General features: G+C 72.3%; 13 protein-coding genes. 7 read left to right on the top strand and 6 right to left on the bottom strand.

The features are described 5' to 3' along the window. Positions 1–161 precede the first annotated feature (161 nt). From NYF13_RS09310 to NYF13_RS09320, 3 genes are all read right to left on the bottom strand, one after another. Positions 162–1,022: a DUF72 domain-containing protein gene (locus tag NYF13_RS09310; protein ID WP_315655643.1), complete on the bottom strand. Its 861-nt coding sequence runs from the start codon at positions 1,020–1,022 to the stop codon at positions 162–164. A gap of 808 nt (positions 1,023–1,830) precedes the next feature. Further along, positions 1,831–2,592 (bottom strand): DUF4253 domain-containing protein, encoded by a 762-nt coding sequence (locus NYF13_RS09315; RefSeq protein ID WP_315655644.1) that lies wholly within the window; start codon positions 2,590–2,592, stop codon positions 1,831–1,833. 210 nt (positions 2,593–2,802) lie between these two features. Further along, on the bottom strand, positions 2,803–3,540 hold the full coding sequence (locus NYF13_RS09320; protein WP_315655645.1) for a TetR/AcrR family transcriptional regulator: 738 nt from the start codon (positions 3,538–3,540) through the stop codon (positions 2,803–2,805). A gap of 82 nt (positions 3,541–3,622) precedes the next feature. On the opposite strand from NYF13_RS09320, the gene NYF13_RS09325 reads away from it, so the two are divergent. Continuing rightward, positions 3,623–5,089 (top strand): MFS transporter, encoded by a 1,467-nt coding sequence (locus tag NYF13_RS09325; RefSeq protein ID WP_315655647.1) that lies wholly within the window; start codon positions 3,623–3,625, stop codon positions 5,087–5,089. A 1-nt stretch (position 5,090) separates the two neighbouring features. Here NYF13_RS09325 and NYF13_RS09330 read toward each other — a convergent pair whose 3' ends face one another. After that, entirely contained in the window at positions 5,091–6,737 is a 1,647-nt protein-coding gene (locus NYF13_RS09330; RefSeq protein WP_315655648.1) for a DNA repair helicase XPB, read from the bottom strand. An 89-nt stretch (positions 6,738–6,826) separates the two neighbouring features. Here NYF13_RS09330 and NYF13_RS09335 point away from each other — a divergent pair, with 89 nt between their 5' ends. Further along, positions 6,827–7,429 carry a hypothetical protein gene (locus tag NYF13_RS09335; protein WP_315655649.1) on the top strand — a complete coding sequence of 201 codons (603 nt, stop codon included), beginning with the start codon at positions 6,827–6,829 and terminating at the stop codon, positions 7,427–7,429. Between the two features lie 11 nt (positions 7,430–7,440). Here the strand turns inward: NYF13_RS09335 and NYF13_RS09340 are convergent, their stop codons facing one another. Then, entirely contained in the window at positions 7,441–8,406 is a 966-nt protein-coding gene (locus NYF13_RS09340; RefSeq protein ID WP_315655651.1) for an ABC transporter substrate-binding protein, read from the bottom strand. Between the two features lie 210 nt (positions 8,407–8,616). On the opposite strand from NYF13_RS09340, the gene NYF13_RS09345 reads away from it, so the two are divergent. From NYF13_RS09345 to NYF13_RS09365, 5 genes are all read left to right on the top strand, one after another. Continuing rightward, on the top strand, positions 8,617–11,526 hold the full coding sequence (locus NYF13_RS09345) for a nitrate- and nitrite sensing domain-containing protein (RefSeq protein ID WP_315655652.1): 2,910 nt from the start codon (positions 8,617–8,619) through the stop codon (positions 11,524–11,526). A gap of 12 nt (positions 11,527–11,538) precedes the next feature. After that, complete coding sequence (locus tag NYF13_RS09350) at positions 11,539–12,216, top strand: copper homeostasis protein CutC (RefSeq protein WP_315655653.1); 678 nt, start codon at positions 11,539–11,541, stop codon at positions 12,214–12,216. Between the two features lie 263 nt (positions 12,217–12,479). Continuing rightward, positions 12,480–14,117 (top strand): S53 family serine peptidase, encoded by a 1,638-nt coding sequence (locus NYF13_RS09355; RefSeq protein WP_315655654.1) that lies wholly within the window; start codon positions 12,480–12,482, stop codon positions 14,115–14,117. A 145-nt stretch (positions 14,118–14,262) separates the two neighbouring features. Continuing rightward, on the top strand, positions 14,263–15,852 hold the full coding sequence (gene mdlC / locus NYF13_RS09360) for a benzoylformate decarboxylase (protein ID WP_315655655.1): 1,590 nt from the start codon (positions 14,263–14,265) through the stop codon (positions 15,850–15,852). 63 nt (positions 15,853–15,915) lie between these two features. Beyond that, the gene (locus tag NYF13_RS09365) at positions 15,916–17,133 is read left to right on the top strand and encodes an acyl-CoA dehydrogenase family protein (RefSeq protein WP_315655657.1); all 1,218 of its coding nucleotides are present in this window, start codon (positions 15,916–15,918) and stop codon (positions 17,131–17,133) included. A gap of 38 nt (positions 17,134–17,171) precedes the next feature. Here NYF13_RS09365 and NYF13_RS09370 read toward each other — a convergent pair whose 3' ends face one another. After that, positions 17,172–18,026, bottom strand: a complete 855-nt coding sequence (locus NYF13_RS09370) for an ABC transporter ATP-binding protein (protein ID WP_315655658.1) — start codon at positions 18,024–18,026, stop codon at positions 17,172–17,174. Positions 18,027–18,043: the final 17 nt, after the last annotated feature.

Consider the following 18,043-nt stretch of genomic DNA (forward strand, 5'->3'; position numbering starts at 1 on the left):
TTGCGCTCGTGCGGGGCTGCGCGTGGGAGTTCTCCGGGGCGAGCTGGGCGGTGGGTGGGTGCGGGTGGCCCGGAGGAGGCGGTGCGGCGGTCTGCGTGCCTACCCCCAGAGACGGCAGGCAGACCGCCGGCACCCGTACGCCCCACTCAACTCGAAGCCGCTCACTGTTCGCTCACTGTGGGCGGGGTGGGGGATGCCAGACCGAGGAGCTGGGACAGTTCGCGGGCGTTGCGGGGTGCTTCCACCTTGACGTCGTTGTCGAAGTAGACGTGGACGTCGCGGTGGCCGTGGTCGTGCCAATCGGTGATCTTGGCGGCCCAGTGGCGGAGGGTGGGAGTGGGGTAGCCGCTGGTGTACAGCTCGGTGTCACCGTGCAGGCGGACGTAGGTGAAGTCGGTGGTCTGGTCTTCCGCGTAGGGCCATCGGCCGGCGGTGTCGGCGACGACCAGCGCGATGTCGTGCTCCCGCAGCAGGGCCAGGGCTTCGGGGGCGGTGAAACTCGGGTGGCGGACTTCCAGCGCGTGCCGGATGGGCCGTTCCGGTCCTGGCTTCAGGTACGGGTCGGACTTCAGCTTGGTGTCGTGGCGGGCTCCGAGCCTCGCCGCTTCGGTGGTGGTGCGCGGCAGGGACGCGAAGAAGCTCGCGACGCGGTCTGGGTCGAAGGCCAGCCGTGGGGGCAGTTGCCACAGGATCGGGCCCAGCTTCGCCCCGAGCGCGAGTACGCCGGAGGCGTAGAAATTGGCCAGCGCCGTCTCGACGTCACGCAGTTGCTTGAGGTGCGTGATGAACCGCCCGCCCTTCACGGAGAAGACGAACCCGGCCGGCGTCTCGTCGAACCACGCCCGGTACCGCTCCGGCCGCTGCAGCGAGTAAAACGACCCGTTGATCTCGACGGCGTTCAGCTGCCCCGAGAGGTACTCCAGCTCACGCCGCTGGACCAGCCCGGCGGGGTAGAACTCCTTGCGCCACGCCGGGTACCGCCAGCCCGAAGTGCCGACCCGAATCTCGCCGATCGCGTTCACCGCCCTTCCCCGCCGGGTGTTCCCGCGTGGCCGGTTGCGGTAAACCCGGCCCCGCGGCTCCCGCCCGGACGCCCGCACCACATTTCGGGACGGCTGACCCAAACGCGAGGACGCTCGTCTTGGGGACATCGGGCCTCCAGTCGTGAGGGGTCGGTGGCGGACATGGATGCGATGACTGCCGCACTCGCAACGGGAGCCGAGGCGAGCGCTGCCGATGGTCACGGGTCAGCCGCGCCGCAGGTTGGGGCCGCGCTGGAGCCGAGGCGGTCAACGCCCGTCGCCGCCCGCTCGCTGCCCGGCACCCGCCGCCCGGCCACCGTCCGGCACCCGCCGTCGGTCGGCCGCCGCCCGGTACTTGCCCCCGGTCAGCGGCGCGGCCGGAGACCGGAGCACGCCTTCTGCCGAAGCCGCTGTCCGCCGCTCGCGACTCGCTGCCCGCGACCCACTGCTCGCGACCCGCTGCCCACGGCTCGTTGCCCGCTGCCCGCGACTCGTCTCTCGCGACCCCCTGTCCACGGCTCGTTGCCCGCTGCCCGCTGCCCGCTGCCCGCGACCCGCTGCTCGTTGCCCGTTGCTCGCGGCCTGCGACCGGCCGCTGGTCAGCCGCGGGGCCGGAGGCTGGGGCACGTCTTCTGCCGAAGTCGTTGCCCGCGATCCGTTGCTCGCGGCCCGCGACCGGCCGCCGGTCATCCGCGGGGCCGGGGGGCAGGGGCACCCCTCTCGTCGAGGCCGTCACCCGCGAACCGGTGCCCGTGGCTGGCCGTAGAGCCGGAGACCGGGGCGCCTCTTCCGTCGGGATCACCGTCACTCACGCCCAGGAGAAGTGCCACCGGCGGGCCTGGACCAACCCGCTGGCGTACTCGCGGAGGTTCCCGGGCTGGGTCAGGTAGGTCGGCAGGCTGAAGGCCCGGTGCTCGGCCGCCACGGTGAGGGCCCGGGCCTGGTTGCGGGGTGGGGCGGAGACGGACAGGACCAGGGAGTCGAAGCCCAGGCTCAGCAGGGTGGCGCCGAAGCGGTCTTCCCAGCTTCGGAGGACGGCGGAGAGCTCGGCGACCTGGTCGGTCGACTTGATCATGCCCGTCCAGCCCAGGTGGGCCGGGATGTCGGCCGGGCGGGCGGTCTGGACCAGGCCGAGGCGGTGCGGGGCGCGGGCGGACAGGACGGAGCCGGTGTTGCCCGCCTCGGCCAGTGGGTCGGAACGGCGGTGGGAACGGCGGGCCAGACCGGGGAACCGCGCGCCGAACGGGCGCAGGCAGGCCCCGTCGCAGCAGGAGGAATCCCACCAGCGGGCCAGCACCTCGGCCGGGTCGGCCGAGCCGACGCGGTGCGCGGCGGGGGCGAGGTGGCCGCGGTCGTCCAGCCAGTCCTCACCACGGACGGCGAAGCGCTGGTCGTGCGGGATCAGCACCGGCCAGAGACCGGAGCGGTCGAACTCCGCGACGCAGCGGAGGTACCGCTCGGGCCGGGCCAGCGGCTCGTCGGACACCCAGATGTGGCCGTGCCACCGACCGGGCGGCAGGGTCTGGACCGGCGGGGCCCCGAGGCCGGGGCGGAACGGTGCGATCGTCATGACTTCCCCTCGAACTGGTGTTCGGTAGTACGGGTCGAACAGTAGTTCGAGGGTCCGACAATTTCCAGCGTTCTGCTCGCTCGTCCGTTCGAGTGAAACCGGAAAAGGCCAGGTCGGAGTGAATGCCATCGCGGCGAGGCGGCGAAATCAGTGTCGGGTGGGACTCCTGTGATTCCTGGGGGAGATGCGGCAAGCGAGTGATCGGGAGATCTACGAAGCGGCCGGGCTGAGCCCTCGGAGCAGCAGTTCGAGCGTGAAGTCGAACCGGTCGTGCTCGTCGCCGTGGGTCAGCTCCCGGGCGTACGCGACCGTGTTCGGGAAGCGGCTCACGGGCAGCATCTGGAACCGCTCCACGATCTCGTCCGCCTCGATGGCCGGCTCGCTGCCCTCGCCGGACTGCCGCAGTGACACCTCGAAGCTGTGGGCGCTGACGTACAGGAACGCGGCATCGCTCGCCCACGCGGCGGACTGCGGCGCCACGCCACCGGTCAACAGGATCGTGAGCAGCCCTTCACCGATGCGCAGGGTGTCGAGGCTGTTCGGCGTGCCCGCCAGTGCGGCGCGCGAAACCCCTGGGTACTGCCGGAACAGGTCGCGCAGCTGCCGGCAGACGTCGAGGAACTGCTCCCGCCACCGCTCGGGGTCCGGAGTGGGCAGCGTCACCCGAGCGCACAGCTCGCCGATCAGCAGGTCGTCCAGCTCGGCCTTGTTGCGCACGTGCGCGTAGAGCGAGGACGGACCGGTCTTCAAAGCCGCGGCCACGCGACGCATCGTCAGCGCCTCGAACCCCTCGGCCTCGACGAGCTGGAACGCGGTGTCCACGATCCGGCCGACGGTGATCGGGGCCTTGCGGGACCGCGAGGTGGCTCGCGGGTCGTCCAGGGCGGCGATCCGGGCCGCCCACTGGTCACGGGAAACGGTGCCGCGCGAAGCGCTCCTGTCTGCCATGACCTGGACTATACCCTTGACACGAACACTGTTCATAGATAGAACAGTGTTCGTACCGCTTGACTCGACGAAAGGAGCGCTCATGAGTGCCCCCAGCACCGACCGGCCGGCCACCGGGACCGGTCCGCAATCCCTGCGCGACGCCTGGCCCGCGCTGGCCGGGCTCGCCGCGGTGTTCCTGTTCGAGATGCTCGACAACTCGATCCTGAACGTCGCGCTGCCCACCATCGGCCACGATCTGCGGGCCTCGACCACGGCGCTGCAGTGGGTGACCGGCGCCTATTCGGTCGTCTTCGGCGGTCTGATGCTGGCCTTCGGCGCGATCGCCGACCGGTTCGGCCGCCGCCGGGTCATGCTCGTCGGCCTGACCCTGCTGGGCGTCGCCAGCCTGGCGACCGCCTTCGTCGGCAGCGCCGCGCAGCTGATCGGCGTCCGGGTGGTGATGGGCGTCGCCGCGGCGATGACCACCCCCGGCTCGATGGCGCTGGCCTTCCGGCTGTTCGACTCGGACCGCCTGCGCGTGCGCGCGCTGACCCTCATCTCCACCATCGGCATGATCGGGCTCGCCTTCGGGCCCACGGCGGGCGGCCTGGTGCTGGCCGTCGCCCCGTGGCAGGTCCTGCTGCTGGTCAACGTGCCGATCGCGGTGCTCGCGATCCTCGGCATCCGCGCCGGCATCACCCGCGACGACGCGGCCGGCCTGCACCGCGACCCGGTCGACTGGCCCGGCGCGATCCTGGGCACCGCGACCGTCGTGCTCGCCCTGCTCTCGCCCACGCTCTTCGTCGACGAGGGCACCGGCTCACCGCTGCCCTGGCTGACCGCCGGCGCCGCCCTCGCCGCCGTGGTCCTGTTCGTCCGGCGCCAGCTCTCCGCGCGCCACCCACTGCTCGACCTCAAGCTCGTCGCGCGCCCGCTCGTCTCCAGCGGCCTGGCCTACAAGGCCGCGGCCGGACTGGCCACCGGTGGCCTCGGCTACCTGGTCACCCTGCAACTGCAGCTCGCCTGGGGCTGGACCCCCACCCTGGCGGCGCTCGGCCTGCTGCCGCAGGTGATCGTCCTGCTCGCGGGCGGCCGGTTCGTCGACCCGTTCGTGCAGCGCGTCGGCATCGAGCGCGCCGCCTGGCTCAGCGCCGCCGCCGTGGTGCTCGGGCTCGCCGTGTACGCCGTGATGAACAGCCACGGCTACGTCTGGATCGCCGTCGCCCTCGCGATCGAGGCCGCCGGGATGCGCGTGGTCGGCGCGGTCGCCGGCGTCAACGTGCTCCGCGGCCTGCCGAAGAACCGCAGCACGATCGGCGCGGCCCTGGTCGACACCGCCACGGAGGTCACCTCCGCGGTCGGCATCGCCGTGACCGGCACCATCCTCGCGGCACTGTTCACCGGCAGCATCGCCACCCCGCACTGGAGCGTCCAGCAGTCCGGCCAGTTCCAGTCGGCCGCGACCGTGTCCGGCCTCTCGCTGACCTTCGTGGCCGCGGCGCTGGTCGGCTGGGCCGTCAACCGCATGCGCGGTGCCGCCCAGCCGGCCGAGGCCGGAGCGGCCTGAGCTACAGCGGCCGGCGCAGGTCTTCGGCGTCCACGATGTGGTAGGCGTAGCCCTGTTCGGCCAGGAAGCGCTGCCGGTGCGCCGCGTACTCGGTGTCGACGGTGTCCCGCGAGACGATCGAGTAGAAGTGCGCCTGACGGCCGTCGGTCTTGGGCCGCAGCAGCCGGCCCAGCCGCTGGGCCTCCTCCTGGCGGGAGCCGAACGTGCCGGAGATCTGGATCGCCACCGAGGCCTCCGGCAGGTCGATCGAGAAGTTCGCCACCTTGGACACCACCAGCGTGCGCAGCTCGCCGCGGCGGAAGCGGTCGAACAGCTCCTCGCGCTCCTTGTTCCGCGTCGAGCCCTGGATCACCGGGGCGTCCAGCTCGTCGCCCAGCATCTCGAGCTGGTCGAGGTAGGCGCCGATGACCAGGGTCGGCTCGCCCGCGTGACGCTCCACAATGGACTTGATCACCGGGGTCTTGGTCATGGCCGTGGCGGCCAGCTTGTACCGCTCGTCGGCCTCCGCGGTGGCGTAGGCCAAGCGCTCGGCGTCGGTCAGGGTGACCCGCACCTCGGTGCACTCCGCGGGCGCGATCCAGCCCTGCGCCTCGATGTCGCGCCACGGCACGTCGTACCGCTTCGGGCCGATCAGGGAGAACACGTCGCCCTCACGGCCGTCTTCGCGGACCAGCGTGGCGGTGAGGCCGAGGCGGCGGCGCGACTGCAGGTCCGCGGTCATCCGGAAGACCGGGGCGGGCAGCAGGTGGACCTCGTCGTAGACGACCAGGCCCCAGTCGCGGGAGTCGAACAGCTCCAGGTGGCGGTACTCGCCCTTGCTCTTGCGGGTGATCACCTGGTAGGTCGCGATGGTGACCGGGCGGATCTCCTTCTTCTCCCCGGAGTACTCGCCGATCTCCTCCTCGGTCAGCGAGGTGCGCGCGATCAGCTCGCGCTTCCACTGCCGTCCCGCGACGGTGTTGGTCACCAGGATCAGCGTGGTCGCCTCGGCCTTGGCCATCGCGGCCGCGCCGACGAGCGTCTTGCCCGCGCCGCACGGCAGCACGACCACGCCCGAGCCGCCGGCCCAGAACGCCTCGGCCGCGCGACGCTGGTAGTCGCGCAGCTCCCAGTCCCGCTCGTCGAGGTCGATCGGGTGCGCCTCGCCGTCGACGTAGCCCGCGAGGTCCTCGGCCGGCCAGCCGACCTTCAGCAGCGCCTGCTTGAGCCGCCCGCGTTCGGACGGGTGCACGACCACGGTGTCCTGGTCGACGCGGGCGCCCAGCATCGGGCTGATCTTCTTGTTCCGCGCGACCTCCTCCAGCACCGCGCGGTCGGTGGTGGACATCACCAGCCCGTGCGCCGGGTGGTTGGCGATCTGCAGCCGGCCGAACCGGCCCATCACGTCGACGACGTCGATCAGCAACGGCTGCGGCACCGGGAAGCGGGAGTAGGTGGTCAGCGCGTCGACCACCTGCTCCGCGTCGTGCCCGGCGGCCCGCGCGTTCCACAGGGCCAGCGGGGTGATCCGGTAGGTGTGCACGTGTTCGGGGGCGCGTTCCAGCTCGGCGAACGGCGCGATGGCGATCCGCGCGTCGTCGGCCTGCGCGTGGTCGACCTCGAGCAGCACGGTCTTGTCGGACTGGACGATCAGGGGGCCATCAGTCACCCGTCCTTTATACGTTCCCCCGCGCCCGTCCCTCCCGCCGCGGGCGTCCGGGTGCCAAGATGGCCACCCGGACCATTGGGAGGGGCCCCTTGAGCACACCACCGTTCGGCGGCCCGCCGGCCGCGAACCCGTTCCGGCCCCCGGCCCCCGCGCCCCGGCCGGGACCGCTGAGCACCACGACGAAGGTGCTGCTCGGCGGCGCCGTGGTGGTCGCGGTGGGGCTCGGCTCGCTGGCCGCGTTCGGGGTCGCCGCGATCACGCGCTCGGCCGGGCCGCCGGTGGCCGGTAGCTGCGTCTACCTCAGCGACGACAACCTCGACACCGGCTACCACGGCGTCGGCTGCTCGGACCGGCGCGCGACCTACAAGGTGGACGACGTCGCCACGGGCGGCTCGGCCTGCCACGGCAGCGACTACGTGCGGTTCCAGGTGTTCACCGGTTCCTCCCGTCGCGGCGGGGAACCGGATCGGACGCTCTGCCTCGCCCTCAACGTCGTCTCCGGCGACTGCCTGAGCGACGTCGACGACGACGCCTCGGTGCGCAAGGTCACCTGCGCCGACCCGGCCGCCGAGGCCCGCGTGACCGTGCACGACGGCGACGACGGCCAGTGCGGGGATGCCGACACCGCCCTCGCGTACGCGGGCCCGCCGGCGAGGACGGTCTGCCTGGCCCCGGCCGGTGCGAACATCTGAGGCGCCCCGGGTTACGGCTGGTCTTCCGCCGGGAGCATCGACTGCACGTCCAGCCGGTTCGACAGCCGGCCCGCGGTGTGCATCAGGTCCGCGACCCGTTGCAGCCGGGTCGCGGACAGCGTGGTCGGGTAGCTGCCCAGCGCGATCAGCGCCGCCGTGGTCGCGTCGATGTCGGAGAAGGTCGGCAGCGCGTCGCGCACCTTCGCCGGATCGGCGGCGGCGAGCTGGGCCTGGGTCAGCACGCGGCGGAAGACGGCGAGCACGTGCGGGTTCGTCTGCGCGAACGCACCGGTGGCGGCGTAGCTCGAGGCCGGGAAGCCCAGGGTGGCGCCGCTGGAGCCGTCGGCGAGGATCTGCGCGCCCAGCTCCTTCTCCGCGCGGGTGATGAACGGCTCGACCATCAGCGCCGCGTCGGCCGCGCCGGACTGCAGGGCCTCCGGCATCTGGTCGAACGGGCGGGTCACGTACCGGATCCGGCCCCGGTCGACGCCGGCGGTCGCGAGCACCGAGCCCGCGGTCAGCGCGCCGAGGTCGTCCGGGGCGTCCACCGCGATCTTCGGCGACTTCTTGTCCGTGGGCTTGGTGTAGTCGGATCCGGGCAGGGTGACCAGCGCGATGGTGTTTTCGCCCGAGGCGTAGGCCTCGCCCTGCAACTGGAGCGCGGTGCCGGTGCCGGCGGCGCGGAACAGCGAGACGTCGCTGCCGAAGGTCACGTCCAGCCGGCCGGAGGTCAGTTCCGCCGGGCCGTCGGCCGGGCCCAGCTCCACCAGGTCTACGTTCAGCCCCGCTCGACGGAAGTCCCCGGCGGCCACGGCGATCCGCAGGGGGGCCGTGTCGATCGGGTTCGCGACGCCGACGCGCAACGTGGTCCGCTCCAGCGCCGGGGTCGGCGCTGAGTCACCGGATCGGAACAGAGAGCAGCCACTGGTGGCCAGCAGAACCGCCACCAGGGCCAACGCCAGTCCGCGTGTGTTCATCCGCTCTCACCTACCGGGAGAATCTGCTCATCATGCTGGAGCTTATGGTCCGCTGCCCATACCATCGCGGACAGGGCCATGGCCCCGCCACTGTTTCACCAGACCCGTGGCTTCCCGAACGCATCCGGTGCGACCTACCCTCCGGTGGGCCCGAGGTGCACAACCCGACGCCGTCCGCGGGTGAGGTCCCGCGGTGAAAAGGAAGCCCAGGTGACCCGTCGCGACCAGCGCCCCCGGCCGGGCGGCGTGGCGGATCCCGCTGCCCAGCCGAAGGCCGGCGGCCGCTGGCGGCTGCGCAACTGGCGGTTGCGCACCAAGCTCTTCGCGGTGCTGCTGATCCCGGCGCTGGCCGTGATCGGGTTGGTCGGTTTGCGCGTGAGCAGCGACTTGCGCGAAGCCCAGCAGCTCGCCGAGTTCGCCGCGCGCGGCCGGGTGGACAGCGCGGTGGCCGAGCTGCTGCACCAGCTGCAACGCGAGCGTGACGTCACGGTCCGGTTCGTGGCCGGCAACCGGCAGGGCAACCCGGCCGACCTCGCGGGGCAGCGCACGCGCGTGGACCGGGCCGTCGGGCTGTTCGAGAAGACGCTGGCCGACAGCAAGCCGCGCCTCGCCCCTTCGGCCGCCGACGGATTACAGCAGAGCGACGACCGGCTCCGCGTGCTCGGCGGGCTGCGGTACTCCGCCGAGCACTCCGCCTACCCGGCCGACGCCGTGCTGCGGTCCTACAGCGCGTTGATCTCCGGTCTGCTCGACATCAGCGACACCGCCGCCGCCGACGTGTCCGACCCGCAGCTCGCGCGGCTGCGCCTGGCCGGCAACGCACTGGCGCGGATCAAGGACCAGATGTCGGTCAAGCGCGCGATCATGGCCGAGGCGCTCGCCGAGGGGAGCCTGAACAGCGACCGCAACCGCGCGCTGCTGGGCGCCGAGGCCGAGCTGGCCGCCGCCCGCAACGACTACCGCACCTTCGCCACGGCCGACCAGCAGCGGATGTACGACGACACGGTGCTCGGCCAGATCGTCGACATCGGCAACGACCTGGTCGAATCGGTGCTCACCCGGGCCGAGAACGGGCAGTCGCTGGCCGGGCTGGACGCCGACCAGTGGGACACCGCGTCGACCTACACGGTGAACCTCGCGCACCAGGTGCAGCAGGCCCTGCTGGTGCAACTGCAGGAGCAGACCGACGCGCTGGCCGCCCGCGCCCGGACCTCGACCATCTGGGACGGCGGCGTGGTGCTGGCCGTGCTGCTGGTGGCCGGGGTGCTGTCGGTGATCATCGCGCGGTCGCTGCTGCGGCCGTTGCGCGTGCTGCGGCGGACCGCGCTGGAGGTCGCCGACCACCGGCTGCCCGAGGCCGTGCAACGGCTGCTGACCGAACCGGACCCGGCGCCGGAAAAGATGCGGCACCGCGCGGCCGTCGCGCCGGTGCCGGTGTTCACGCGCGAGGAGGTCGGCCAGGTCGCACGGGCCTTCGACCAGGTGCACGGCGAAGCGGTGCGGCTCGCCGCGGAGCAGGCGATGCTGCGCGAAAACGTCAACGCGATGTTCGTCAACCTCTCGCAGCGGAGCCAGGACCTGGTCGAGCGGCAGTTGGCGGTGCTCGACCGGATGGAGGCCGGCGAACAGGACCCGGACACGCTCGCGGGCCTGTTCGAACTCGACCACCTGGCCACGCGCATGCGGCGCAACAGCGAGAACCTGCTGGTGCTCTCGGGCACCGACCTGGTGCGCGAGGACAACGGCGCGGTGCTCGCCGATGAAATCATCGGCGCGGCGCTCAGCGAGGTCGAGCACTACCAGCGGATCGAGCTCGGCCCCGGTCCCGCGCTGGCGGTGCGCGGCGAGGCCGTGAACGACCTCGTGCACGTGGTTTCGGAGCTGCTGGAGAACGCGACGCGGTATTCGGACGAGCGCACCACCGTCACCGTCGGGAGCGCGCGAACCCCGGACGGGGCCTGGCGGATCGACATCACCGACCGCGGCGCGGGCATGCCGCAGGCCGAGATCGACCGGACGAACGCCCGGCTGGCCCACCCGCCGGACGTCGACGTCGAGGTGTCGCGCCGGATGGGTCTGTACGTGGTGGCGACGCTCGCCGAACGCCACGCCATCGACGTCCGGCTGCACCCGGCCGAGGGCTCCGGGCTGCGCGCGACGGTGCTGGTGCCGGGGGCGTTGATCACCGAGGCCCCGGTGCCGGTCGGGTCTTCGGACCCGTCGGTGCCGCCGGCGGCCGAGCCCGCGCCGGAGTTGCCGGCTCCGCTCGCGCCGCTGATCCCGGTGGCCGTGGGGGATCCGGCTTCGGCGGTTCCCGCGGTCTCCGGGGTCTCCGGGGACTTCGAGGACACCGCGTCCTCGGCGGACCCCGAGATCTTCGCTGCTCCCGAGACCGCCAAAGCCTTCGAGGAACCGGAAGCTGGTTCGGAGTCTTCGGCGGAGGTCCTGCTCACGCCGTCGCTGGAGCCGGGCCCGCCGCGGCGGGCGCCGGTGGTGGAGAGCCCGCCGCCGTGGCCGCCCGCCGCGGAACAGCGTTCCCACCTGGACTTCGACGCGCCGACCGAGCGGATGCCGGCGTACCGCGACGTGCTCTCGCGCTGGTTCGACGCCGTCTCGCCGTCCCTCGACACTCCGATGCCCACGCCTCCGGAGCCGCTGCCGGTCGCGGAGTACGAGATTCCGGTGGCCGAGGCCGAGCCGACGCGGCCCGCGCGGACGGCGCCGGAGCAACTGCTGTTCCCGGTGGCCGAGCCGGAGCCGGAGTTCTCGGTGGAGCCGCAGCAAGGGGAGCCGCAGCAACCCGAAGCCGGGCCGCTCGCGCCGGAGGAACCGGCCGAGGAACCCCAGTACCCCACCGAAGAGCCCGACTTCCACGCGTTCACCTCGGAGGCGGATCCGCAGTGGCCGACGTCCGAGGAGCTGGAGCAGGAGGACGGGGCCGAGGACACCTGGCCGTTCCTGCGGGTCGCGGACGTCGAGCACGGCCCCGGGCGGGTGCCGGAGCAGCGGCCGATACTCTCGCTTTCCCCCGAAGCGGTGCGCGAGCGGATGACGAGCCTTCAAGGCGGGTTCCGCCGCGGTCGCCACGCGCGGGGGGAAGACACCCCGCACCCTGAGTGAAACGGATGAGGCATGAGCTCGAAGACCGCCCTGCTGGAAGTGATCGCGCTGGGCGCCGAGGACGCGCAGCGCGCGCAGGAGGGCGGGGCGGATCGGCTCGAACTGGTCGCCGACATGGCCAGCGACGGGCTCACCCCCGACGAGGCGACGGTGCGCGAGGTGCTCGCCGCGACCGACCTGCCCGTGCGGGTCATGCTGCGCAACGCCGACTCGTTCGCCGCCGGTGACCTCGACGCGTTGCGGTCCGACGCCGCGAAGCTGGTGGAGGCCGGGGCGCGCGAGTTCGTGTTCGGCTTCCTGACCGAGGACGACGAGGTCGACGTCGAGGCCTGCCGGGCGTTGCTGAAGGAGATCGACGGGCTGGCCTGGACCTTCCACCGCGCCATCGACCACGCGCGCGACCCGATCGCCGCGTACGAGGTGCTGGCCGAGCTGGGCTGCGACACCGTGCTGGCGGCGGGGCACCCGGCCGGCGTGGGCCGCGGACTGTCCGTGCTGCAGCAGCTCGCGCGCCGCGAACCCGGACCGGCCCTGCTCGTCGGCGGCGGCCTGCGCGCGCAGCAGGTGCACCTCCTGCGCGCGGGCGGGGTCCGCGGGTTCCACGTCGGCAGCGCGGTGCGACCGGGCGGCTGGAAGTCCACTGTGGACGCCGCCGCGGTCGGTGAATGGGCCGCGCTGGTCGGGGGCTGACCCGGCCGCACCGGCCCCGCGGCCGGAGCAACCGGCCACGGGGGAGCCCGGCAAGACCGACATTTCCGAACCCGCAGCCCATTCGGGAGCTACGGATCGGTAGCGGTCAAAAGCCTCGACAATTGCGCTCACGAGTTATGCGCAAGCTCAGACAAAAGTAGGTTACTTGATGGCTCAAGAATTTCTTATGCTCCTCTCATTGCCGGGGCACGGGGCCCTGATTGTGTTCCGGCGCGGTCCCCCACCGTTCGAGAGGAATTGCCATGCGCTTGCGCAAGCTCGTCGCTGCAGCGGTCCCGCTGCCGGCTTTGCTGTGCCTTTCCCTTGCCCCCGCCGCCCAGGCGGACCCACTGGTCACGATGGCCGCGGGCGCCGCCCCGCTGGCCCAGAGCGCCCGCATCGGCGACGTCGGCGCCGACCAGCAGATCCCCGCCGCGCTGTCGCTGAAGCTGCACAACCAGCAGGCGCTCGGCCAGTTCCTTTCCGACGTGCAGAACCCGGCCTCGCCCGAATACCACCGCTTCCTCACCCCGGCTCAGTTCAACGCGGCATTCGGCCCAACGCAGGCCGAGGTGAACCAGGCTGTTTCATTCCTGAAACAAAACGGTGCCTCCGGGATCGAGGTTTCCGGCAACCGGCAGGCGATCAACTTCACCGGTTCGGCCGCTCAGCTCGAATCGGCTTTCCACACCCGGATCGGCAATTACCGGGACCAGGTCACCGGCCGGGAGTTCTTCGCGAACGACGCCGCTCCTTCGCTGCCCGCCTCCGTCTCGTCGGTGGTCGGCGCCGTGGTCGGCCTCGACAACCACGCGGTGAAGAAGCACTCCACCGCCCAGGCCGCACCCCACGTGGTCAAGGCCGTGACCCCGCCCATCCTCAAGAGCGCCTACGGCACCAGCGGCCTCTCGGCCACCGGCGCGGGCGTGAACGTCGGCTTCGTCGAGTTCGACGGCTACCGGAAATCCGACATCACCAGCTACGACTCGAAGTACGGCCTCAAGGCCGGCTCCGTCTCGACGGTCTCGGTCAGCGGCGCCAACTACGACTCCAGCCCCGGCGAAGGCGAGACCGAGGTCGACCTGGACATCGAGGTCGTGCACGCGCTGGCCGCCCCGGCCAACGACTACGTGTACGAGGCCCCGAACACCAACGCCGGTGAGCTGGCGATGTACCAGAAGATCGCGTCCGACGCGAAGGTCAAGGTCGTCTCCATCTCGTGGGGCTCGTGCGAGGCGGCCGAGGGCTCCTCGGCGGCCAACAGCGTGAACTCCGCGCTGGCGTCCGGCACCGCGGAGGGCATCAGCTACTTCGCCGCCGCGGGCGACGACGGCACCACCGACTGCGCCCGCCAGACCGGCAGCGACGCCCGGGCGGTCGACTTCCCGGCGTCCAGCCCGAACGTCTCCGGCGTCGGCGGCACCCAGCTGAGCGTGACCTCGTCCAACGGCTACAGCAGTGAGAAGGCCTGGAACGACGGCTCGAACGGCGCGGGCGGCGGCGGCATCTCCACCGTGTTCACCGCCCCGTCCTGGCAGTCGAAGCAGAGCACCACGAAGCGCAAGGTCCCGGACGTCGCGGGTGACGCGGCCATGGGCTCGGCCTACACCATCGTCAGCGGCGGCACCACCGGCAACGTCTGGGGCACCTCGGGCGCGGCCCCGCTGTGGGCCGGCTTCGCCACGCTGCAGAACCAGGTGCACGGCGGCGGGCTGGGCAACCTGAACCCGACCTTCTACAGCATCGGCAACGGCAGCTCGTACGCCACCGGGTTCCACGACGTCACCACCGGCAACAACAGCCTCAACGGCACCACCGGCTTCACCGCCGGCCCGGGCTACGACCAGGTCACCGGCTGGGGCTCCTTCAAGGGCACCGGGCTCTCCGGCCTGATCGGCTGAGCACCTTCCGCCCGACCGCCGGGCCCCGCCTCCTCCGGGAGGGGGGGCCCGGCGCCGTTTTCGGCGGAGACGGGACCGCGGCACCGGTCCCGTCACCGGAGGATCCCGGGCCCCGCGGGCCGATCCGGCGGGTTACCGTGATCCCATGCCCCCTCGCACGGTCCGGGACGTCACCCGCGAGCTGCTCCGCAACCTCGGCCTGACCACGGTGTTCGGCAACCCCGGCACGACCGAGGTCGCGTTCCTCACCGACTGGCCCGACGACTTCACCTACGTGCTCGGGTTGCAGGAGTCGGCCGTGGTCGCGATGGCCGACGGCTACGCGCAGGCCACCCGCCGGCCGGTGCTGGTCAACCTGCACTCGGCGGGCGGGGTGGGGCATTCGCTCGGGCACGTGTTCACCGCCTTCCGCAACCGGGCGCCGCTGATCGTGCTGGCCGGGCAGCAGACGCGGTCGCTGCTGCCGGACGAGCCCTTCCTCGGGGCGGTCGAGGCGGTGGACTTCCCCAAGCCGTACGTGAAGTGGAGCGTGGAGCCGGCCCGGGCCGAGGACGTGCCCGCGGCCATCGCCCGCGCCCACCACATCGCGACGCAGGCGCCCCAGGGCCCGGTGTTCGTCTCGGTCCCGGTCGACGACTGGGACCACGAGGCCACCATGCCGATCCCGTCCGGGCACCCGGTCCGCGGTTTCGCGCCCGACCCGGACGCGCTCGCCGAACTGGCCGCCGCGCTGGACGGCGCCGAGCGCCCCGCCCTGGTGGTCGGCGCGAGCGTGGACGCGGACGGCGCGGTCCCGCAGCTCGTGGCGCTGGCGGAGAAGCTCGGCGCGGGGGTGTGGGCCGCGCCGATGTCGTCGCGCTGCTCGTTCCCCGAGGACCACCGGCAGTTCCTCGGCTTCCTGCGGCCCGAGCGCCGCGCGGTGGCCGACGCGCTCGAAGACCACGACCTCGTGGTGGTGCTGGGCGCGCCCGCGTTCACCTACCACGTCTACCGCGGCGAGCCCGACATCGCGCTGCCGCCGCTGTACGTGATCAGCGACGACGAGCAGGTCCTTTCGCGCGTCGCCATCGGCACCGGGATCCGTTCGACGCCCGGACCGGCCATCCGGGCCCTCTCGGACCGGGTCCTCCCGGCCGCCCGCCCGGTCGCGGCCCGGCCCGCGCGGGCGGCCAAGCCCGCCGAGGTCACCCCCATCTCCCCGGACTACGCCTACTCGGTCGTCGCGGAACTGTTGCCGGACAACACGATCCTGGTCGAGGAGACGCCGAGCCACCGCACCAGCCTGCACGAGCACCTGCCGATCACGGCCACGGACACCGGCTTCCTCACCGTCGCGAGCGGGACACTGGGCTACGGTCTGCCCGCAGCGGTCGGCGCGGCCATGGGGCGGCCGGACCGCAAGGTGGTGGCGGTGCTGGGTGACGGCTCCAGCATGTACTGCGTGCAGGCCCTGTGGACGGCCGCGCGCGAGCACGTGCCGGTGACCTTCGTGGTCCTCGACAACGCGCAGTACGCCGCCGTGCGCATCCTCGGTGAGAACGCGGGCGGCCGGAAGATGCCGGGCACGGAGCTGGGCGGCATCGACTTCGCGCAGCTCGCGCGGAGCATGGGCTGCTCGGCCGTCACCGTCGACCAGCCGCAGGAGCTGCGGCCCGCGCTCGCCGCCGCGCTGGCTTCGGCCGGGCCCAGCCTGGTGCACGTCAAGGTGGACCCGAATCCCCGGACCATCTACTGAGGCCCGGTTCGCCCGGGGCCCGGCCGCATTGACCCAACCGGGTGACGCTGTTTGGATGGCCGGGTGCAGCCTCTACTGACTCCCGGACAGCAGGAACTCGTCGACCGGGCCGGAAAGCTCGCGGACGTGTTCGCCGAGCGCGCGGCCCTCCACGATCGCGAGAACACCTTCCCCCACGAGAACTACGAGGACCTGAGGGAAGCGGGTTTCCTGCGCCTGTCGGTGCCCGAGGAGCTGGGCGGGGCGGGCGCCGGGCTGCCTGAGATCCTGCCGGTGCTGGAGCGGCTGGCCCGGGGCGACGGCGCCACGGCCCTGGCCTTCACCATGCACCTCTCGCCGCTGGGGCAGTGGGCCAGCGTCTGGCGCCGCACCCGGGCGCCGCGGCTGGCCGAGCTGCTCACCAAGGCGTGCGAGGGCGAGCTGATCTGGGCCTCGATCACCAGCGAGACCGGTCTGCGCAACGACATGACCGACTCGAAGACGGTGGCGGTCAAGGTCGACGGCGGGTTCGAGCTGTCCGGCCGCAAGAGCTTCGCGACCAACTCGGCCGTCGCCACGCACTGCTCCACCACCGCGCGCCACGAGGACGCGGACGGCGGCCCGCGGCTGCTGCTCTGCCAGATCGCCCTGGACCAGCCCGGCGTCACGATCCACCGGACCTGGGACACGATGGGCATGCGCGGCACCCAGAGCAACGACGTCGAGCTGGACCGGGTGTTCGTCGAGGACGCGGCCGTGGTGCACTCGCTGCCGGTCAGGCACCTCGACGCGCGCGTGCTGGAAACCGTTTGGGCGTGGGCCATGCCGGCCTTCTCGGCCGTCTACACGGGAGTCGCGGCGGGCGCGCTCGACTGGACCGTGAATTCGCTGCGCCGGCGCGGGAAGACCGAAGACCCGGTGCTGCAGGACGCGATCGGGGAGTGCCAGATCCTGCTGGAGTCCTCCCGCGCGCTGATCCACCGCCACGCCGAAGAGGTGACCAGCCGCCGGCTGTTCACCGGTGACGTGCAGGACGGCGTCGCGCGCTGCTCGATGGTGAAGTACGTGGCCGCCAACAACGCCGTGCAGGTGATGCAGCGCCTGGTGGACGTGCTGGGCGGCATGTCCTACACCAAGGCGCTGCCGTTCGAGCGCATGTGGCGGGACGTGCAGGCGAGCACCTTCATGCCGATGGGCAACCTGGCCACGCGCAAGCTGGTCGGCGCCCACGTGCTCGGCGTGCGGACCCTGCCCGAGATCAGCCCGGAGGACACCGGCCACGACTCAAGGGCGAAGGGCTGAACGACTCGTGCGGGCCCGAACCGGCCCGCACGATCGGTTCAGCGCTTGGCATCCTCGGTGACGGCCGCCTGCTCGGCGGCCGAGGCCAGGTCCCATTCGGCGGCGTCCGCGGCGGCGGTGCGCGCCGGGGCGCTGTGCAGCAGCCGGGCCACCTCACCGCGCAGGGTGACGAACTCGGCCGACTCGCGGGTGGTGATCTGGTCGCGCTGCGCGGGCAGGCCGACCGGCAGGTCCGCGACGATCGAGGCCGGTGACTTCGACAGCACCAGCACCCGGTCGCCCAGGTAGACGCTCTCGTCGATGTCGTGCGTGACCAGCAGCACGGTGGTGCCCTGCTCGCGCTGCACCCGGCGCAGCAGGTCCTCCAGCTCGAACCGGGTCTGCGCGTCGACCGAGGCGAAGGGCTCGTCCATGATCAGCAGCGCCGGGCGACGGGCCAGCGCGCGGGCGATGGACACCCGCTGCTGCATCCCGCCCGAGAGCTGCCACGGGAACTTGCCGCCGACCCCGGAGAGCCCGACGGCGGCCAGCGACGCCGCGGCCCGCTCACGGCGTTCGGCCTTGCCCAGCTTGCCCCAGCGCAACGGGAACTCGACGTTCTTGGCCACGCTCAGCCACGGGAACAGCGAGCGGCTGTAGTCCTGGAACACCACGGCCAGGTCCTCGGGCACCCCGTCGACCGGGTCGCCGTGCAGGCGCACAGTGCCCGAGGTCGGGGGGACGAGCCCGGCGATCGCCCGCAGCAGCGTCGACTTGCCGCAGCCGGACGGCCCGACGATGCACGCCAGCTGGCCGGCCTCGACCGTGAACGACAGCTCGTGCACGGCGGTGTGGGACTGCGCCCCGGTGCCGTAGCGGTGGCTGAGGCCGGAGACCTCGAGCATGGTCGACATGTGACTACCTTCCGAAA

It is taken from the genome of Amycolatopsis sp. PS_44_ISF1 (assembly GCF_032335455.1).
GTDB lineage: Bacteria > Actinomycetota > Actinomycetes > Mycobacteriales > Pseudonocardiaceae > Amycolatopsis.